The sequence below is a fragment of the Aliivibrio friggae genome, assembly GCF_057368515.1.
Window position 1 is genome coordinate 1,267,504 of record NZ_CM170648.1, and the last position, 18,909, is coordinate 1,286,412.

General features: G+C 38.3%; 16 protein-coding genes. 10 read left to right on the plus strand and 6 right to left on the minus strand.

The genetic code is table 11. The features are described from left to right. Positions 1-180 precede the first annotated feature (180 nt). The 6 genes from AC2INI_RS05935 (at position 181) to AC2INI_RS05960 (ending at position 8,062) form a co-directional block, all read left to right on the plus strand. Entirely contained in the window at positions 181-1,017 is an 837-nt protein-coding gene (locus AC2INI_RS05935) for a phosphotransferase (protein WP_486305586.1), read from the plus strand. 128 nt (positions 1,018-1,145) lie between these two features. Continuing rightward, on the plus strand, positions 1,146-1,697 hold the full coding sequence (gene ycfP, locus AC2INI_RS05940) for an alpha/beta hydrolase YcfP (protein WP_122035077.1): 552 nt from the start codon (positions 1,146-1,148) through the stop codon (positions 1,695-1,697). 380 nt (positions 1,698-2,077) lie between these two features. Then, entirely contained in the window at positions 2,078-3,367 is a 1,290-nt protein-coding gene (locus AC2INI_RS05945; RefSeq protein WP_122035075.1) for an NAD(P)/FAD-dependent oxidoreductase, read from the plus strand. A 173-nt stretch (positions 3,368-3,540) separates the two neighbouring features. Continuing rightward, positions 3,541-4,845 (plus strand): DEAD/DEAH box helicase, encoded by a 1,305-nt coding sequence (locus tag AC2INI_RS05950; RefSeq protein ID WP_122035073.1) that lies wholly within the window; start codon positions 3,541-3,543, stop codon positions 4,843-4,845. Between the two features lie 9 nt (positions 4,846-4,854). Further along, positions 4,855-5,301, plus strand: a complete 447-nt coding sequence (locus AC2INI_RS05955; RefSeq protein ID WP_122035070.1) for an exoribonuclease R — start codon at positions 4,855-4,857, stop codon at positions 5,299-5,301. Positions 5,302-5,692: 391 nt separating this feature from the next. Next, complete coding sequence (locus tag AC2INI_RS05960) at positions 5,693-8,062, plus strand: cellulose-binding domain-containing protein (protein WP_486305587.1); 2,370 nt, start codon at positions 5,693-5,695, stop codon at positions 8,060-8,062. A 131-nt stretch (positions 8,063-8,193) separates the two neighbouring features. On the opposite strand, the gene AC2INI_RS05965 is transcribed toward AC2INI_RS05960, so the two are convergent. The 3 genes from AC2INI_RS05965 to AC2INI_RS05975 all read right to left on the minus strand — a co-directional run bounded on the left by AC2INI_RS05965 (position 8,194) and on the right by AC2INI_RS05975 (position 12,209). Next, positions 8,194-9,660, minus strand: a complete 1,467-nt coding sequence (locus AC2INI_RS05965) for a carbon starvation CstA family protein (RefSeq protein WP_486305588.1) — start codon at positions 9,658-9,660, stop codon at positions 8,194-8,196. 157 nt (positions 9,661-9,817) lie between these two features. Then, positions 9,818-10,534 carry a two-component system response regulator BtsR gene (gene btsR / locus AC2INI_RS05970; RefSeq protein ID WP_122035066.1) on the minus strand — a complete coding sequence of 239 codons (717 nt, stop codon included), beginning with the start codon at positions 10,532-10,534 and terminating at the stop codon, positions 9,818-9,820. Further along, the gene (locus tag AC2INI_RS05975) at positions 10,527-12,209 is read right to left on the minus strand and encodes a sensor histidine kinase (protein ID WP_122035064.1); all 1,683 of its coding nucleotides are present in this window, start codon (positions 12,207-12,209) and stop codon (positions 10,527-10,529) included. Before AC2INI_RS05975 ends, btsR begins: the two co-directional genes overlap by 8 nt. A 242-nt stretch (positions 12,210-12,451) precedes the next feature. Here AC2INI_RS05975 and AC2INI_RS05980 point away from each other — a divergent pair, with 242 nt between their 5' ends. Next, positions 12,452-13,042, plus strand: a complete 591-nt coding sequence (locus AC2INI_RS05980; protein WP_446703753.1) for an acetate uptake transporter — start codon at positions 12,452-12,454, stop codon at positions 13,040-13,042. A 77-nt stretch (positions 13,043-13,119) separates the two neighbouring features. On the opposite strand, the gene AC2INI_RS05985 is transcribed toward AC2INI_RS05980, so the two are convergent. After that, positions 13,120-13,281, minus strand: a complete 162-nt coding sequence (locus AC2INI_RS05985; RefSeq protein WP_122035060.1) for a heat-shock protein HtpX — start codon at positions 13,279-13,281, stop codon at positions 13,120-13,122. Positions 13,282-13,585: 304 nt separating this feature from the next. Between AC2INI_RS05985 and htpX the strand changes: the two genes are divergently transcribed. Together htpX and AC2INI_RS05995 are read left to right on the plus strand one after the other, a co-directional pair. Then, positions 13,586-14,461 (plus strand): protease HtpX, encoded by an 876-nt coding sequence (gene htpX / locus AC2INI_RS05990; protein ID WP_122035058.1) that lies wholly within the window; start codon positions 13,586-13,588, stop codon positions 14,459-14,461. Positions 14,462-14,602: 141 nt separating this feature from the next. Then, on the plus strand, positions 14,603-15,088 hold the full coding sequence (locus AC2INI_RS05995; protein ID WP_122035056.1) for a YehS family protein: 486 nt from the start codon (positions 14,603-14,605) through the stop codon (positions 15,086-15,088). An 86-nt stretch (positions 15,089-15,174) separates the two neighbouring features. Here the strand turns inward: AC2INI_RS05995 and AC2INI_RS06000 are convergent, their stop codons facing one another. Continuing rightward, positions 15,175-15,699: a hypothetical protein gene (locus tag AC2INI_RS06000; RefSeq protein ID WP_486305589.1), complete on the minus strand. Its 525-nt coding sequence runs from the start codon at positions 15,697-15,699 to the stop codon at positions 15,175-15,177. A 108-nt stretch (positions 15,700-15,807) separates the two neighbouring features. Next, entirely contained in the window at positions 15,808-17,097 is a 1,290-nt protein-coding gene (locus AC2INI_RS06005; protein ID WP_486305590.1) for a dicarboxylate/amino acid:cation symporter, read from the minus strand. 392 nt (positions 17,098-17,489) lie between these two features. On the opposite strand from AC2INI_RS06005, the gene AC2INI_RS06010 reads away from it, so the two are divergent. Continuing rightward, a complete protein-coding gene (locus AC2INI_RS06010; protein ID WP_122035050.1) occupies positions 17,490-18,899 on the plus strand; it encodes an amidohydrolase in 1,410 nt (469 codons plus the stop codon). Positions 18,900-18,909: the final 10 nt, after the last annotated feature.

The window sequence follows — 18,909 nt, forward strand, 5'->3', positions numbered from 1 at the left end:
ATTAGCCTTAAAGAGACGCGTAGGGCGCGGATAATAATTCAATTCTTTACGTTTGAATAGCGAAAACTATTAAGATTTTGAAATCAATTTTCACTGCAAATTAGAGACAAAATAAAAGCTATTGCTTAATTGTGATAAACTTTTATAAGCTTATGTTATTACGAGACTTATGGAGTAGATATGGATATTAATTTTGATGACTTTGGTTTACAAACAACGAAAGTGTCATTGCTGTCTGGTGGATTAACTAATGCCTGTTTAAAAGTCAAAGCGAAAGAGGGGACTTTTGTTTGGCGCCCTGTTTCTGAACAAGCGACATTACTTGGTGCGGATAGAGATAAAGAGCGAGATATATTAACAGCATTAGACGCAGTGCCTTTTGCACCTAAGGTTTACGATTCAAATGACGAGGGTTTGTTGGTTGAGTGGTTCAAGGGAGAAGTAATTGAACTTAATAAAGCCAAAGACGTTGCAGTTGAACTATTGGTATCAGTTCACCAACTTGCTTTGGATGGGTTTAACGATGAACTTAAAAATGATGTGATGAGCTTAAAATCACGTATTTTGAGTTATTGGTCATCATTAGAACCAGAAAACCAAACAAATGAAATGCATGCTTATGTTGATTATTTTTCTCAAGAAGATGAACAGCCATTGTTTGCTCCTTGCTTATGTCACTTCGACATTGGTGCTTATAATATTATTGTCAAAGAGCAAGGGTATGGCTTAATTGATTGGGAATATGCTTCTATCGGGGATCCGAGTCAAGATCTAGCAACGATGATCATCGCGAATCAATTTGATGTTGATGAAGTTATTCACCGTTATTGCCAGCTACAAGACTTTGATGAAAAGAAATGGAAGCAGGCGGTAAATACATGGACGCCTTGGGTCTGTTTTATGGGGGCGTTATGGTTTTCGTTAGGTCACCAATTACTCAAAGACGATTGCTATCAAGATCTGGCTGAGCGAGAAATGAGCAAGCTCAAGAAATTATTACCATTAATTAAGAAATAAATCGGCAATTATCTAGGGTAGATCACTGTTCTCATTATTGCTCAAGTTAAGGGCTTTAAAACCTTATTTTTCATGGTAGATTAAATTTACTATATGGAAAATTCTTATTCAGGAAACAGGGGGAATACATGATTATTTATCTTCACGGCTTTGACTCAACAAGCCCTGGTAATCATGAAAAGATTATGCAGCTTCAGTTTATTGATGAAGACGTGCGCTTTATTAACTACAGTACTCTGCATCCTAAACATGACATGCAGTACTTATTAAAAGAAGTACATAAGGTTATTGAACAAGCTGGCGATCCAAGCCCAATTATTTGTGGTGTTGGCCTTGGTGGTTTTTGGGCTGAACGTATTGGTTTTTTATGTGGTATCCGTCAGGTTATCTTTAATCCTAACTTACACCCAGAAGTGAATATGGAAGGTCGTATTGATCGTCCTGAAGAGTATGCAGACATTGCGACTAAGTGTGTAGAAAAATTCCGTCAAAAGAATAAAGAACATTGTTTATGTATTTTATCTAAAAGTGATGAAATACGTGATAATGCAGAGGCGGCCGCAGAACTTGAACCTTATTACCAAGTTATTTGGGATGAAAATGAAACTCATAAGTTCAAGAAAATTTCTCAGCATCTTCAAGCAATGAAGGCATTTAAAGAGGCCGAAACCTTAATTTAATGCCTGTTTTGTAAATTCTATTTGGGTATAAGAACGACTGGCAACATAATAAAAACCTTACATTATCGTGAGGTTTTTTTGATCTAAACCAAAGAAATCACTTTTCGTTACAAAAAAACACAATTTCATCATTTATTTTACACCTCAAAAGAAATCTTCTATATAACATCTATATATGCTTGATAACATCCGAAATACGGATATATAATGCAAAAAATAAAATAAAGAAGCATAAATTGCTCAAGTTAGCGTAACGTGAACGCTGTTTCCTCAAGACTCTGATGTTTGAACTGCTTAGTTAGCAAAACAAAGAGAGCACAAATTTTTTAATCTGAGTTACTCAGGTTAATACCGTTTTTATTTTTTAGAGGAAGATTGCAATGACTAAGATTGTTATTGTTGGTGGTGGAGCTGGTGGTCTAGAGCTTGCTACTAAATTTGGTCGTACATTAGGTCGTAAAGGTCGTGCAGAAGTTACTTTGGTTGATCGTAAAGCAAGCCATTTATGGAAACCATTGCTTCATGAAGTAGCAACTGGCTCTTTAGATGAAGGTGTTGATGCAATCAGTTACCGTGCTCATGCAAAAAATCATTCTTTTGATTTTCAAATGGGTAGCTTATGCGATATCAATCGCGAACGTAAATTCATCACACTGGCTGAAATTAAAGACGAGCACGATGAAGTACTTATTCCGACAAGAGAAATTGAATACGACTATTTGATTCTTGCGATTGGTTCTATATCTAATGATTTCAATACGCCTGGGGTTCGAGATAACTGTATCTTCCTAGACAGTCCTGAGCAAGCTCACCGTTTCCGTACTGAAATGAATAACCAGTTCTTAAAACTTCACATGCACCCAACACAAAAAACAGTCGACATTGCGATTGTTGGTGCTGGTGCAACAGGTGTTGAGCTTTCTGCTGAGCTTCATAATGCGGTTAAAGAACTGCGTTTATATGGTTTCGGTGACTTAGATTCTGCAAAACTAAACGTAAACCTAGTGGAAGCGGGTGAGCGTATTCTTCCTGCATTACCACCACGTATTTCTGCTGCAGCACACAGTGAGTTAACTAAACTGGGTGTAAATGTAAGAACGACAACAATGGTAACAAAGGCAGATTCTGAAGGTTTGCATACCAAAGATGGTGAGCTTATTCCTGCTCAGATCATGGTTTGGGCTGCGGGCATCAAGGCTCCAGATTTCATGAAAGACATTGCAGGTTTAGAAACTAACCGTATTAATCAGCTTGTTGTTAAACCAACGCTACAAACGACGCGTGATGACGATATTTTCGTTATTGGTGATTTAGCATCATGTGAAAAAGCAGATGGTGGTTTTGTTCCTCCTCGTGCTCAAGCTGCTCACCAAATGGCAAGTCATGCGTTTAAAAACATTGTTGCTAAAATGACAGACCGTGACATGAAACCATACGTATATAAAGATCATGGTTCTTTAGTTTCACTAAGTAACTTCTCAACGGTTGGTAGCTTAATGGGGAATTTAACTAAAGGCTCTATGATGGTTGAAGGTCGTATTGCACGCGTTGTATACATTTCACTGTATCGTATGCACCAGATTGCATTGCATGGTGTGTTTAAAACAACCTTAATTATGTTGGTTGGCCGTATTAACCGAGTACTGCGCCCAAACTTAAAACTTCACTAATAACGACGTTTTAAAAATAAATGAGTGAAAAGGCAGAGATACTTTGGTATTTCTGCCTTTTTTTATGATGGAATAACAAAAAATGTGCGCTAACTCACCGTAAATCATCTATAATGCGCGGCTAAATTATAGATCATTGAATACATAGACTGTTCGCTTAAGGAATCCACTTTATGTCATTTTCATCTCAAGGTTTTTCGCCTGAAGTCGTAAAAGCATTAACTGAATGTGGTTATCAGAAATTAACCCCAATCCAGCAAAAAGCCATTCCTTTGGCACGTAAAGGTCATGATATTCTTGCGAATGCTCAAACCGGTACTGGTAAAACGGCTGCATTTGCACTGCCTGTTATTCAGCAATTGCTTGATTCTAAAAAACTAGCGACTCGTCGCTCGGCGCGTGCATTAATCTTAGCGCCAACTCGTGAGCTTGCAGAGCAGATCGCAGGTAATATCGCTGATTACACAAAATACACATCGTTATCAGTAACGGCGGTATTTGGTGGTAAAAAAATGTCTTCTCAAGAGAGAGCATTAGATCCGGGTGTTGATATCTTGGTTGCGACTCCAGGTCGTCTTCAAGAGCACATCGAAGAGGGTAATGTCTCTATCGCTAATCTTGAATTTTTAGTTTTTGATGAAGCTGACCGTATGTTAGATATGGGCTTTGTTAACGCTATCCGTAATATCATGATGGAAGTGAACTCTGCACCACAAATCATGCTGTTCTCTGCGACATCTTCAGCGCAGATGAACAAGTTAGCAAGCGATATTCTACGTCGTCCAAAACGTGTTTCTGTTGATCGTGAAAACATGACGGCATCGACTATTGCTCACGTTGTTTATCCTGTCGATGAAGAGCGTAAAACTGAATTATTATCAGAATTGATTGGCCGTAAAAACTGGCAGCAAGTTCTGGTATTTGTAAACTACAAAGAGACAGCAAATAACATCGTTAAAGAGCTTAAACTTGATGGTATTAAAGCGGTTATTTGTCATGGTGATAAAGCGCAAAGTGCTCGTCGCCGTGCATTAGAAGAATTTAAAGAAGGCAAAGCACGCGTAATGGTTGCAACAGATGTTGCAGCTCGTGGTCTTGATATTGCTGACTTACCACACGTAATTAACTACGATATGCCTTTCTTGGCTGAAGATTATGTTCACCGTATTGGTCGTACTGGTCGTGCTGGTAAAAAAGGTCATGCGGTTTCATTTGTTAGCCGTGAAGAAGAACTGACGGTTGTTCAAGTTGAAACGCTAATTCAGCAACGTATTCACCGTGTAGTTCAAGCAGGTTACGAGCCTAAGAGCCGTGATGCTTACATTGAAAAAGTGAATACTAAAGCAGGATTTAGAGATCGTAAAGGTCGTACAAATAACGCGACTAATGTGAATCAAGATCAAGCTTCTGCAGAACGTCGTATGCGTTTGAAAAATGTAATTCAAAAGAAAGCTGGTATTACTAAGCTTAAAAAGTAGGAGAGTAAAATGGAACGTGATTATACTTTCTCTTGTTTAGTAACAATGCCGCGTCATGATCTTGAAGAGTTCAGTCATCGTGTGATTAGTCGTATGGTGCCTGAAGAGACAATAAAAGAGATCTTTACGTTTGAACAAGAAGAAACTGCAGATCCAGATCGTATGCAAACGGCTCAATTAGATGCCATGCTTCGTCTTGCTGCTGTCGCTCTTGGTGAAGTGACTCATGCATTTTCAGAGTCTGAAAACTCACAACAAAATAGCTTACGTATGATGCGTCTTGTTTTATGGCATGCTTATGCAATGCTATTTAATTTAGAAGAAGCGGTATCGTTAGAAGAGCACTGTGAATTGGTTGAGAAAATTTTAGCGAAACCGCCGACAGATGCGTTAAATTGGTTACCAGTACTGTCTAAATTATTAAGTGACTATGCGGCGATTGCTGCGAAAAAATAAGTGATTTAATAGCACTAAACGGAAGGTTGAACGTGAAATCGTTCAGCCTTTTTTTATATCTAAATAAAAAAGCGGATATTCTTCCCGATTCACTGCATATGTATTTATATCTCAAAATATATAGTGATACTAGAACAAAAAATTACTGAAATACGTATTTAGAGTCATTTCACATTTATAAACTATCCATACTCTTATTACCTATTTTTTCTTTGATGTGCCAACCATATTTCATCAGTTAAATCAAAGGGATATTGTGGTGTTTTATTTACCATGTTACATACGTAAATAATGATTCGAAGAAAATTGCACGGAGTGCAATGGTTAATAATCAATGAGAATCAGATATTTGATTTGTTGAAATATGTAAACATGGAAAGAAATAAAAATTATGAAAAAAATAAATAAAATAACTCTAGCAATATTGAGTTCTATGCTTAGTGGCTATGTATATGCATCGGATGAAATCCAAACAACTAATGTTGTTCCTTTTATTTCTGGTGGGCTATGTGAAAGTTTCAATGTGTATCCAGATTGGACACGTGGCGATCATGCAACAAATGGTGACATTATGGTGCATAAAAATATCGCTTATTCGGCAGTTTACTGGACACAAAGTATTCCTGGAAGTGATAGTTCATGGGCTCTCCACTTAAATTGTGATGGTTCAGAACCTGGTACTGCGCCAGTCCTTTCTTTACCAAATCCTCTGGATCCTATTCGTTTAGAAGTTGCTGGTTGGCCAAATACATTTGTGGTAGCTAGCCCATCTACATTAGCACCTGCGACACTAATTATTCAGACTAATAATAGCGATGTGTTAGCTGACGTGGAACAGCTTACGCGTGCGTTTGTGTCTATTATCGAGCAAGCTGAGACTGCTGGCAGTACATCGGTCATTATTAATTCAGATGTGTTGGATCTTGCAACCCGAGATAAAGGCGAATCTTTCGGTGCTATAGCAGTAAAACAAGCACTGATTAACGCAATTGACATCACGAACAGTAGCATTGATATTACAGCTATCAATGAACTATCTGATGATCTAAAAGGTTGGGCTCAAGCGCATAACCTAATTCTTAGCACTTTGGCTCCTACAATAAGTTTTGGTTGGTCACTGAGTGTTGGTGATTTTGTATACGATACACATTCTGGTCGTCAATCAGTGTGGGATAAAGCGTCAGTATTCAGTGCTGATCTACTCGCTACGCTAGATTTATACGAACTAGGATCTGTAAACAAAGCTGATTTTATTGCGTTTACTAAATCAAGTACAACAGCAGCACTGACAAGTGAGCAATGGCATAACGCGTTAGAGTACGTGAAGCAAGTATCTGATTACGTTAAGAGCCCTGTGATGTTGGCTAATATGCCGACAAACCAAGCAGTAGACTACTTTATGGGGAATTCTGATAATAAACCTCAACTACGTAAAGCCGCATTTAGTAATGTATTTGCTCTAACGTTTGATCAAGATAGCCAAGATTTGGCAACTAAGATTGAGCATTATCAAAGTGCGAAAGTTCCATTGTACTACGTAGGCGAAGAGCTAGAGAAAGGATCATTAACTCGTATCGAAGCACTAAACCAACAGTTAGCTGCTGCTGAAAATGCGATGGACAATGAAGCGTTTTTATATGAAACACCACAATCACAGTGGGTTCCATCAACCGTGTATAAGTGGAATGATTTTCTAGATGGTTTGAATGCAATGCACAACATTGGTGTTGCAGGTAACAAGTTCTGGTTAATGAATGATGAAGTTGATGACGAAACAAACATCAAATATGCCAAAATTGCGATTGCAGCTTTCTTAGCACAAAGTATGCAAGAAACCATTCGCTACAATGCGTGTGATGAAAATAACTGGTCTGAAGTGAAGTATGGTGCACCAACCGATTACCCGATGACAGCTAGCTGCGGTCAACTTGGTCAGAAGTATGCAGATTACGGTGTGAACCCAGTGTCAGGTTTAGATTATGCCTACTCTTGTCCTCGTGACAATAAGATGGAAGTCACTGCCTTGACGCATGCTAAATGGTATGGCGCTCCTGCTCCAGTCTTTGCTGCTCCAGATGCTGTACTTGAAGAGCGTGGTTTATTGGTAAATGGACATGCTGGTCGTTGGACAAATAACGGCCACTGTAATGTAGTGCCAGAAAAAGTAGATACTTCTAAACAAGTATGGGAGCGTGATGAATGTAAAATTTACGTTGGTCAAAAAGCTGGTACGTTCATTTGGGATGGTAGTAGCCAAGAGAGTGTGGAAGGTTGCGGTTGGTGGGGACGTGGTGTTATCCAAACAACGGGTCGTCAAAACTTCGGTACACTTAACCACTACTTGGGACGCTCACATGTTGATCCCGAAACAATTGGTACAACGATTGATGGTGTAATGGTTGAAGCGCCACCAGCAAATCCACTTTATGCAGAGCTTGATTTTTGTTCAAATCCAGGTTTGATTTGTAGCTCTGAAGAGAACAAAGAAATTAAGTGGATCGCAGGCTTGTTCTACTGGGTAACATCAGTACAGGCATACAATGATGAAGGTGGTCAATATGGTGACTGGAACTATTATAACGAGCTTAAAAAGTACGTAGATAGTGGCTTGAAAGGAACTCAATTTATTGATGATGTTTCTGGTATTGTAAACCGTGGTTGTCCTGATACAACGTGTTCAACAGGCGATGTTCATAACATTAAAGAGCGTCAAGATAACTTCAAATTAGTATTACAAAAATTAGGTCTTAACCCACAATAAACAGTCAATCCTGTTTAATATAATTATTTTTTGAGCTGATGCCGAACGCTTAAGAAATTAAAAGGGTAGTACTAATATATGAAAATCCCCATTAATAATGATTAATGGGGATTTTTTATTGAACCGGACAATTAAGATTGAAGACCCTCTTCTTCCGAATCAATCTCGCCTTTGCCTTTTGATTTTACAATCACTAGACCTGCAATTACACATGCTGAAACAACGCCCGTAATGGTAGATAGCGTCATCGGTAAGCCAAAGCCAAGTTGACTGTTATTTAAGATGAATGTGATACATACGCTTGTCATGAATACGGCTGGTACCGTCGCAACCCAATGTAACTTGTTATGACGAAGTAGGTAAGCAGAAGCGGTCCATAGCATCATTACAGCCGTTGTTTGGTTAGCAAAACCGAAGTAGCGCCAGATAATGCCGAAATCTACTTGAGTTAAGATACCACCAAGAACGAACAGTGGAAGCGCCATAAGTAGTCGATTACGCAGTGTTTTCTGTTCCATGTTGAAATATTCAGCAAGGATTAAACGGCTTGAACGGAATGCAGTATCACCAGAGGTAATTGGTAGAATAACTACACCTAAGAACGCTAGGATGCCACCAAATGTACCTAGAAGACCGAATGATGATGTGTAAACTACGTTACCAGGACCACCGTTTGCAACCGCTGCTTGAAGTGCTTCCATACCATCAAAGAAAGACAGAGCGATAGCACACCAGATCAGAGCGATAATACCTTCACCAATCATTGCGCCGTAGAATACAAAACGACCATTCTTTTCATTTTCCATACAACGCGCCATTAGCGGAGATTGCGTTGCGTGGAAACCAGAGATAGCACCACAAGCGATAGTGATAAATAGTGCAGGCCATAATGGTAAGTCGTTCGGGTTCATGTTGGTAAACATCTCACTTGGCTCATAGCCACCAAGCACAGAATGATCACTTGATAGTGCGATTGCAGAAATTAAGCCAACAGACATGAAGATTAATAGAGCACCAAATAGCGGATAGAAGCGTCCGATAATTTTATCAACTGGTACAATGGTCGCCAATATGTAGTAACCAAAAATGATAACAACCATCGCTGTCATGGTGATGCCTAAATCAAATTGATCATTCATTAGGTTAGTTAGCATGCTTGCAGGAGCAGAAACAAATACCACACCAACAAGAAGTAAAAGAACAATCGCGAACACATTCATAAAGTGTTTTGCGCCATTACCTAGGTATTTACCAGTAATAGTAGGAACTGACGCACCACCATTACGAATAGACAGCATACCTGAGAAGTAATCGTGTACTGCACCTGCAAAAATACAGCCTAGTACAATCCATAACATAGCTGCAGGGCCGTAAAGGGCACCCATGATTGGGCCAAAAATTGGACCGACGCCTGCAATATTAAGAAGTTGAACTAGGTATACTTTTGGTGTCGACATTGGAACAAAGTCTACGCCATCTGTTTTTGTATGAGCGGGGGTTTTTCTGTCTTCTTTAATACCAAAGATTTTTTCAATAAACGCACCGTAGATGAAGTAACCACCGATAAGTGCTGCAACGCAGGTTAGAAACCAAACCATAATTTATTCCTTGTTTGAATTACTGGTTAAATAGATAAATTAATATGCTGGCTATCATACTGATGGGCGTAAAGAGTTCACGCCCAAAAAAGGTGAGTGGTTATGAGGAGGGGTTAAGTGGTGTTATTTAATCTTGAGTGGTTTTAAACCATTTTTATTAATGCTGAATTCCTAATCGCTCTTTGATTTCTTTTAGGTAACGTCGGCTGACTTGAGCTATATGACCACTTTGAGTGAGGATCTCACTTGTACCATTATCATGTAATTTAATCTCTCGAATGAAATGAGGGTTAATTAAAAATTGGCGATGGCAGCGAATGAGTGGGGTTTTCTCTTCAAGCACTTTTAATGTTAATTGTGTACAAGCGGTTTCTGTTTTTGTTAGCAGTTGAACCCCTGAAGCTTGAATACTTGCAACCTCAAGTTCTTGTGCTGGCAAAAGAAGGATCCTATTGTGTCCAGAGCAGGGGATTAGAGCGATCTCGGTCTGCGCGATAGGGGATAAATCTTGTTTGGTTTCTGCAGCTAATAAGCGTTTTACTGTTTTTTCAAGGCGGCAAGGCTCGATTGGTTTGAGTAGATAATCAAAGGCATTATCTTCAAAGGCTTTTACAGCAAACTCATCATAAGCGGTAACAAAAACCACATTTGGCATGGTTTCAGGATCAAGCATGCTAATTAAGTCCATCCCTGTGATCTTTGGCATTTGGATATCAAGAAAGACCACATCAGGCTTTAGTTGATTTATCTGCTTTAATCCATCAATTGCGTTACCACACTCGGCAATAACATCAATGTGACCAATTTCATTTAATTGTTCAATTAACTCTTCACGAGCAAACAGTTCGTCGTCAATCACAATGGCTTTAAGCATGATTTATCGTCTCTAATGGTAAGTGAATAGTGGCTTTGGTTTGTTTGTTTTCAATACAAGATAGCGTTAATCCAAACGCATCACCAAATTGATTTTTTAAGCGTTTATCAACAATGGTTGTGCCTAAGCCATCGCTGCTGGTTTGTTCTACGTATAGTCCTGCATTATCTATAACCTCAAGAATGACTTGATGGTGGGATAGATAAGCGTTGATTTTTATCTCTCCTTCTTCAAACATATTAGACGTTCCATGTTTGATCGCATTCTCGACTAAAGGTTGAAGAGTGAATGTAGGAAGTTTTAATGAGTATAAGCTTTCATCTACATCGATAGTGACGGTTAGTCTATCTGCAAAGCGAGCCAGTTCAATTTCTAGATAAGATTGTACGTGATGCAGTTCTTCTTTTAAGGTAACTTGCTCAAAGTTCTGCTTTAAATTTCGACGGAAAAATTGTGATAAATGCTGAATTAATTCACGGGCCCGATTGGGATCTCGTCGAATTACGGCACTAATGGTATTTAATGCATTGAATAAGAAATGAGGATTGACCTGAGCTTGTAATAAACGCAATTCGGCTTGGGTTAATAGCGTTTGTTGTTGTAAATATCGCCCAGCTAGAATTTGGTTAGAGAGCAATTTAGCAATGCCTTCGCCTAATGTTAGGTTGATATATGAAAATAGTTTCAGTTTTGGCTCATACAGTTTAATAGTACCAATAACCTCATTATTCACCCCAATAAGAGGAATAACCAGTGCTGATCCGAGTTTACATTTGTCATCAATAGAGCATTGATAAGGGTATTCATCCCCATCGATGTACATCACTTTACTTTGCTTTATGGCTTTTCGAGTGTAATCAGAAGCGATAGGAGTGCCAGGTAAGTGGTGGTCATCTCCAATACCAATAAAAGCTAATATTTTCTCTTTATCGGTAATAGATACCGCACCAACACCTGTCTCTTCGTAGATGATTTTTGCAATTTGCTCACTGTTTTCTTGATTGAAACCTTGGCTTAATATACCGACAGAACGTTGAGCAATATTAAGGGCTTTATTAGAGAATGCTGCGGAGTATTTTTCATAAATCGTTTTTCTATCTTGGATAATACTCATGAACATGGCGGCCCCAACTGAGTTGGCAACAACCATAGGTAAAATTATAGAGGAGACAAGTGCATAGGCTTGATCAAATGGTTTGGCTACTATTAGAATGATGGTCATTTGTAATAGCTCTGCAATAAAGGCAATCATTAAAACAGTTCTTGGTTTAAATAATTGATCTATTTGATTTTTACGAACAAAGTATAAATGAAACAATCCACCAAGAAGCCCCTCAGCTGTCGTTGATATAGCACAGGCTAGATCGGTGAATCCTCCCATAGAGTATCGATGTAAGCCTCCCGTTAGGCCAACAAAAAAACCAACTAAAGGGCCACCTAGCACTCCTCCCATTACTGCACCAATTGCTCTTGTATTAGCAATCGCATCTTGAATAGCAAGGCCAAAATAAGTACCTAAAATACAGAAGCCAGAAAAGATGATGTAGCAAAGAAAACGGTGGCTCCAACGTCCTGAAATAGTCGTAATAGGAAGAAATAGAGGGGTCTTACTTAATAAATAAGCAAGAACAAGATAAACACTCAATTGTTGTAGCAGGGAAAACACCAATTCCATGAAGATTCTCAACTAATATGCAAGATCTCTAGTGTAATCGTAATTAGGTATACTGTCTAAATAGAAGAGGGGGAAACTGGATGTAATGAGTTATAAAAAATGGTGCTAGCGACTTAAATTTAAGAATGCAATAAATGAAATGTAAGATTTCATAAATGATACTTGTGATCTTTGCTGCTCGTAAATAGAATGCGCTTCCTAAACATTTTTTTAACTATTACACCTTTTTTTGAGGCATCGAAATGTCGAACAAACTTGCAAATCCAGCACCATTAGGCTTAATGGCTTTTGGTATGACAACTGTGTTATTAAACCTGCATAATGCTGGTTTCTTTCCTTTAAATACTGCGATCTTATCAATGGGTATTTTTTACGGTGGTCTTGCACAAGTAATTGCAGGCATCATGGAGTATAAAAAGGGTAATACATTTGGTACTACAGCATTTACTTCTTACGGTTTCTTCTGGTTATCTCTTGTTGGCTTAATTCTTATGCCAGAAATGGGTCTAGGCCAAGCAACGTCAGCAGCATTCATGGGTTGGTACCTTGCAATGTGGGGTGTATTAACATTCTTCTTATTCTTGGGTACATTCAACTACCCACGTGCTAAGCAAGTTGTATTCGGTAGCTTAACTATCTTGTTCGCATTGCTTTCAGCTCGCGACTTCACTGGTAGCGTATTAATTGGCCACATGGCTGGTTATGTTGGTCTATTCTGTGGTTTAAGTGCTATGTACTTCTCTATGGCTCAAGTAATTAATGGTGAATACGGTCGTACTGTATTACCTGTTGGTGAAATGAAAGCAAAAGAAACAGCTGCAGTTACTGCATAAGTTTCTATTCATAAAATAGCAAAAGGCAGCTTACTATTAGTTAGTAAGCTGCCTTTTTTGTATGTGCTATATTTCAATTAGCGATATAAACCCATCAATGCTTCTTGAGTATCAGCAATCTGACTTTCGATATTCGTTTGATCTTCAATTCCCAATTGCTTTTGGGCTTCTTCTTTTGATAACCCCAGATGGCAGCAAAGCATGTCAATCGCCATTAGGTAAGTTTCTTTCTCTGTCATGTTCGGTCCTTGAGCATTATTTATTTTGATTGATTAAGGACAAGTTAAACCTAAATAAAAAAGCGTGCAATACGACTTAAGTCTAACCCTCTAATTTACCATTCAGGCTTTAGTTGTTTAAAAAGTAGTGAATAAAGGTAAATAGGAGATAAGAAAGTGTATCAAAGTGCGTCAAGCCCTTGTGTTTATAGGAAATGGCACTATCTTATGGGTATACCTATTAAGCGTGCTAGATGCGTTTGGTTCCAACTCAAAATAAAAAAATAAATGAGTTGAATTAATTATTAACTGGAGAGAAAGATAAATGAAGCGTATTGCGCTGTTTTTAGCAACAAACTTAGCTGTGATGATTGTATTCAGTATTGTTCTGAATATTGTTTATGCGGTTACGGGGATTCAACAAGGTAGCCTTTCTGGTTTACTTGTTATGGCTGTATTGTTCGGTTTTGGTGGTTCGTTAGTTTCTCTAATGATGTCAAAATCAATGGCATTGCGTTCAGTAGGTGGTGAGGTTATTGAACAACCTCGTAATGAAACTGAACATTGGTTAATGCAGACGGTAGCTCGTCAAGCGCAGCAAGTTGGTATTGGTATGCCAACGGTTGCAATTTACGACTCGCCTGATATGAATGCTTTTGCTACTGGTGCTAAGCGTGATGATTCATTGGTTGCAGTATCAACAGGCTTACTTCACAGCATGACTCGTGATGAAGCTGAAGCGGTTCTTGCTCATGAAGTGAGTCACATTGCAAATGGCGATATGATAACAATGACGTTAATGCAAGGTGTCGTGAATACCTTTGTTATTTTCTTATCACGTATGATTGCAAATGCTGTTAGTGGTTTTACGTCAAACGATGAAGAAGGTGAGGGCGAAGGTGGTAGTTTTATGACGTATTTCATCGTTTCTACTATTCTTGAAATTGCGTTTGGTTTCTTAGCAAGCTTCTTGACGATGTGGTTTAGTCGTCATCGCGAATTCCATGCTGATGCAGGTGCTGCACAGTTGGTTGGTAAAGAGAAAATGATCGCGGCATTAGAGCGCTTACGTACGGGACAGGAGTCTCAACTAGAAGGTTCTATGATGGCTTTCGGCATTAACGGTAAGCACACATTAATGGAATTACTAATGAGCCACCCGCCATTAGATAAACGTATTAATGCATTACGCCAAATGTAATTTAGTAAGATCATAAGATATTTAATAAGCCCGAGGTAAATCTCGGGTTTTTTCTGTCTTGAGATCACATAAATCTTTTACCTATGCGCATTAAGAGTTATAGTCTGCCTCTAATTTAAATTAAGACATTTAGGATCTACCTTGACTAATAACGACGTTCTACGACGCATTCGCTATACTTTTGATTTTGACGATACAAAAATGATCGCACTGTTTGGTGCCGCTGATCTTAAAGTAACTCGTGAAGAAGTATGTAACTGGTTAAAAGCGGATGACGATAAAGACTATAAAAGTTGTCAAGATGTTCAATTAGCAACGTTTCTAAATGGTTTAATCAATGATCGTCGTGGTAAGCGTGAAGGCGAGCAACCAAAGCCTGAAGAAAAACTAACGAACAACATCATTCTTAAAAAACTACAAATTGCTTTAAACTTAAAAGCAGATGATGTTTTAGATCTTATGAAGTTAGTTAACTTCCGTCTGAGTAAGCACGAATTAAGCGCTTTCTTCCGCAAGCCAGATCATAAACACTACCGTATTTGTAAAGACCAAGTTCTACGTAACTTTTTACAAGGCGTTCAACAAGATCTACGTGGTGAAGCAGAACCTGAACTAGAAAGCGAATAAGCTTTTTCTTTACCATAATAAAAAACCACGATTATCATTTAATGAGTCGTGGTTTTTTGTATTTCTTAGCTAGTATTTTTATGAAGTTAGAAACTCCATTGCATACTCATAACGATAATGCCGGGTAGAATAAACCCGGCTTCTACGCCAAAATAATCGGTGAAATTGTATTGTGCCGCATGATAGATATAAGGGGCAAAAGCAACACCGAACTTCTCTTTTGAGGTTTTATATATCCCGCCGTCACCACAATCTTCAAAGGCATCGACAAAGAATTCACCTGCGTATGAATACATCCCTTTAATCACAAGTTTGCTATTCACGCGATACCAGTCTTTTCGAACACCAATAAGCATACAGCGATTGGCTTGGCTATTTAAAAAGGTTCCTAGCATGAAGCTGTAATCAGAATCTTCCGAAAATTTTCGCTCAACAGAAAAATATTGATTACCAAAGTATTGATGAGAGTCTGGATCGTAGGGAACTAAATGATAGAGGAATGACCCTGTGTTTACAGAGTAAAGGGATAATTCACTAGGTTCCTCTTCCGCGCTGATCTCAACAGGAAGTAATGAAATAAAAAATAACAAAGATAAAAAGTAAGGCTTCATAACTCAAAAATGTGAAAAAAATGTAGATGCATTATAAAGATATTTTTTCTAAATAAAAGAGAGAGCTAGTTAGCTCTCTCATATATTTATCTTTTTTGGAACGTTTGTTTAGTTACTCACTTGTTGAACAAATGTTTCTTCTTTTCTTTCTTCTTCTGTTTCTTTGCCAATTTTGCCTTCAGATTTAGCAACAATTGTATTTACTGCAGTATCACCAACAACATTTGATGAAGTACAGAACATATCATTGATACGGTCAACGGCAGCAACAATAGCAAGACCTTCGGGTGGAAGACCTAGTTGATGCAAGATAACACCAACCATTACAACACCACCACCAGGAACGCCACCAGCACCAATAGATAACAGTAGAATTGTGAAGCCTAGAGTAAATAAGTCTGCAGTATTAATTGGTTGGCCAAATGCATTAGCAACAAAGATAGCGGCAAGTGCAATATAGATAGATACGCCAGACATATTCATCGTTGCACCCAGCGGTACACCAAAGCCTGCTACTGATTTAGAGACATCTAATTTATCTGTTAACGTACGCATAGTCACAGGGATTGTTGCATTCGAACTTGCTGTTGATAATGAAAACAAGATTTGTTCACGTACTGCGCGTAAGAATGTTTTTGGTGAAATTCCTGTTGTTAAAGCAACCATGAATGGATAGAAAACAAAAATCCAGAAGACAAGCATTGCAATAACAAGTGCAACGTAGCCTGCAACAGACATTAATGTGTTCGCATCTAATGTTGCACCTAGTTGGATCATTAATGCAAATACACCATAAGGAGCAAGACTCATTACTAGGCTAATTAGCTTCATCATGATTTCGTTAGCGACTTTAAAGGTTTTAATCGCAGGACCGCCACGATGATCAAGCGCTTGAATCGCTAGACCCGTTAGGATTGCCATAAAGATGATTTGTAGCATATCACCGCTAGCAAAAGCTTCTACAGGATTACTAGGAACAATATTAGTAATCAATGAGAAGATGTCAGGGGTTTCAGTTGCTTTTAGCTCTACAGAGCCAGCGACAACAGTTCCTGCTAAGTTAGCGTCTGCGCCTGGCGCAAATATCATACCCACAGTTAGTGCTGCAGTGATCGCGATAATGGTATTAATAAGGTAAAGAGCAAAAGTTTTACCACCAAGGCGACCAAATGAAGCAATGTCTTTTAGTTCAACGATACCGCAAACAATTGAAACATAAACCAACGGAACTACCAGTAATTTGATGAGTGAAACAAACATTCCACCAACGCCTTCTGCTGATCCTAAAAGAAACGAGTCAAAAAACGCAACACCATTAAACATGTATTGAATAGCTGTACCGATTAATAGGCCAGCGAATAAACCTATAAAAATTCTACTTGAAAGTGACTTTTTCATAATGTACCTGTTCTCCAGAATATTGTGCTCACTAATAGGTGAGTCCTTGCAATGTTTCTCTATTAACTGAGAAATCAACAGAATGTTTACATATTGTTAATATAAATAAAAGGGATAATAGTAATGAGCTGTCAGTAGTTTTAGTTATATTGTGCGATTTTATTGATTGATTTAACATTTATAGTTTATTAAAACCAATTACTTAACTAGGTATCGTTTGCGGTTTGCTATGTTGTTATTTTGTATTCACGACACATATTGAATTTCATAAAGTATGAGGTCGATCACTACTTTCAATTAATGTTGTGTGTAGTTACTGACAATTAACTTGATAAAAAAATATTAACGTATACCATCCTCGCGAATTATTCTTACTTTTTGCGAGTCAGTCCATGTATTTAAAAAAGACATTAGTAGCAGCTGCAATTGCAGCAAATGCGTTTACTGCTTTTTCTGCGTTTGCAGCTCAACAAGTTGATCTGTTGATCACTGATGCAACATTGTTAACAATGAACGAATCTAAACAAACATTTGAAAATGGTGTTGTTGCAATTAAAGGTAATAAAATTATTGCGGTTGGTGACCAAAGTATCGCAAAAAATTACACGGCAAAAACAGTGTTAGATGTAGATGGCGATATTGTTTTACCCGGTTTAATTAATACACATACACATGCCTCAATGACCGTTTTTCGCTCATTGGGTGATGATGTTCCTGACCGTTTACACCGTTATATTTTCCCTCTAGAGAAAAAGTTAGTATCGCGCGACATGGTTCGTATTGGTGCTAACTTAGGTAATGTAGAGATGGTTAAAGGTGGGGTAACCACTTATGCTGATATGTACTATTTTGAAGACGAAGTAGCTAAAACCGTTGATAAGATCGGTATGCGTGCAATTCTAGGTGAAAGCGTAATTAAATTCCCAGTGGCAGATGCAGCAAATGCAGACGAGGGTATTCAATACGCGCTAAACTTTATTGAAGAATATAAAGACCATCCTCGAATCACACCAGCATTTGCTCCTCATGCTCCATATACAAATACAACTGAAACGCTACAAAAAATTGCAAAGCTATCATTAGAGCTAGACGTTCCTGTTATGATTCATTTAGCAGAATCTCATCGTGAAGAAGAAGTGATTGCAGAGCGTTCGGATGGACTGTCTCCAGTTGAATACATGCATAGCATTGGGGCTCTTAATAAGAATCTGATTGGCGCTCATATGATCTTAATTGATGATAAAGATATTGAGTTAGTTAAAGAATCTGATATGGGTGTTGCTCATAATATGAGTGCTAACATTAAATCGGCAAAAGGCGTGTCTCCTGCACTTAAAATGTACGATGAAAATGTGCGTATTGGTTTAGGAACCGATGGCCCAATGTCAGGCAATACATTAAGCATTATTGATGAATTTAACCAAGTTGCTAAAGTTCATAAACTAGTAAACAAAGATCGTGCAGCAATGCCTCCAATCAAGGTGATTGATATGGCAACAATGGGGGCGGCTAAAGCACTTCATATGGAAGATAAAATTGGTTCTATTGAAGTTGGTAAGCTAGCGGATATTATTGTTGTTGATACTAAGGCACCGAATATGTTGCCAGTATATAACCCATATTCAGCATTGGTTTACTCTGCAAATTCAGGCAATGTTCGCCATACGATTGTTGATGGTAATATCTTGATGAAAGATCGTGAAATGCTAACGGTTGATGAAGATAAAATCCGCCAAGAAGTGATTGAGTTTACAAAGATAGTGCGTAAGACAGTTATTGAAAGCGGTGAAGTTGTTCAATAAACAAGCATCT

Excerpts from the sequence above, each read along its gene's own strand:
- AC2INI_RS05935 (WP_486305586.1), top strand. The coding sequence starts at position 181 with ATGGATATTAATTTTGATGACTTTGGTTTACAAACAACGAAAGTGTCA.
- ycfP (WP_122035077.1), top strand. The coding sequence starts at position 1,146 with ATGATTATTTATCTTCACGGCTTTGACTCAACAAGCCCTGGTAATCAT.
- AC2INI_RS05945 (WP_122035075.1), top strand. The coding sequence starts at position 2,078 with ATGACTAAGATTGTTATTGTTGGTGGTGGAGCTGGTGGTCTAGAGCTT.
- AC2INI_RS05950 (WP_122035073.1), top strand. The coding sequence starts at position 3,541 with ATGTCATTTTCATCTCAAGGTTTTTCGCCTGAAGTCGTAAAAGCATTA.
- AC2INI_RS05955 (WP_122035070.1), top strand. The coding sequence starts at position 4,855 with ATGGAACGTGATTATACTTTCTCTTGTTTAGTAACAATGCCGCGTCAT.
- AC2INI_RS05960 (WP_486305587.1), top strand. The coding sequence starts at position 5,693 with ATGAAAAAAATAAATAAAATAACTCTAGCAATATTGAGTTCTATGCTT.
- AC2INI_RS05965 (WP_486305588.1), bottom strand. The coding sequence starts at position 9,660 with ATGGTTTGGTTTCTAACCTGCGTTGCAGCACTTATCGGTGGTTACTTC.
- btsR (WP_122035066.1), bottom strand. The coding sequence starts at position 10,534 with ATGCTTAAAGCCATTGTGATTGACGACGAACTGTTTGCTCGTGAAGAG.
- AC2INI_RS05975 (WP_122035064.1), bottom strand. The coding sequence starts at position 12,209 with ATGGAATTGGTGTTTTCCCTGCTACAACAATTGAGTGTTTATCTTGTT.
- AC2INI_RS05980 (WP_446703753.1), top strand. The coding sequence starts at position 12,452 with ATGTCGAACAAACTTGCAAATCCAGCACCATTAGGCTTAATGGCTTTT.
- AC2INI_RS05985 (WP_122035060.1), bottom strand. The coding sequence starts at position 13,281 with ATGACAGAGAAAGAAACTTACCTAATGGCGATTGACATGCTTTGCTGC.
- htpX (WP_122035058.1), top strand. The coding sequence starts at position 13,586 with ATGAAGCGTATTGCGCTGTTTTTAGCAACAAACTTAGCTGTGATGATT.
- AC2INI_RS06000 (WP_486305589.1), bottom strand. The coding sequence starts at position 15,699 with ATGAAGCCTTACTTTTTATCTTTGTTATTTTTTATTTCATTACTTCCT.
- AC2INI_RS06005 (WP_486305590.1), bottom strand. The coding sequence starts at position 17,097 with ATGAAAAAGTCACTTTCAAGTAGAATTTTTATAGGTTTATTCGCTGGC.
- AC2INI_RS06010 (WP_122035050.1), top strand. The coding sequence starts at position 17,490 with ATGTATTTAAAAAAGACATTAGTAGCAGCTGCAATTGCAGCAAATGCG.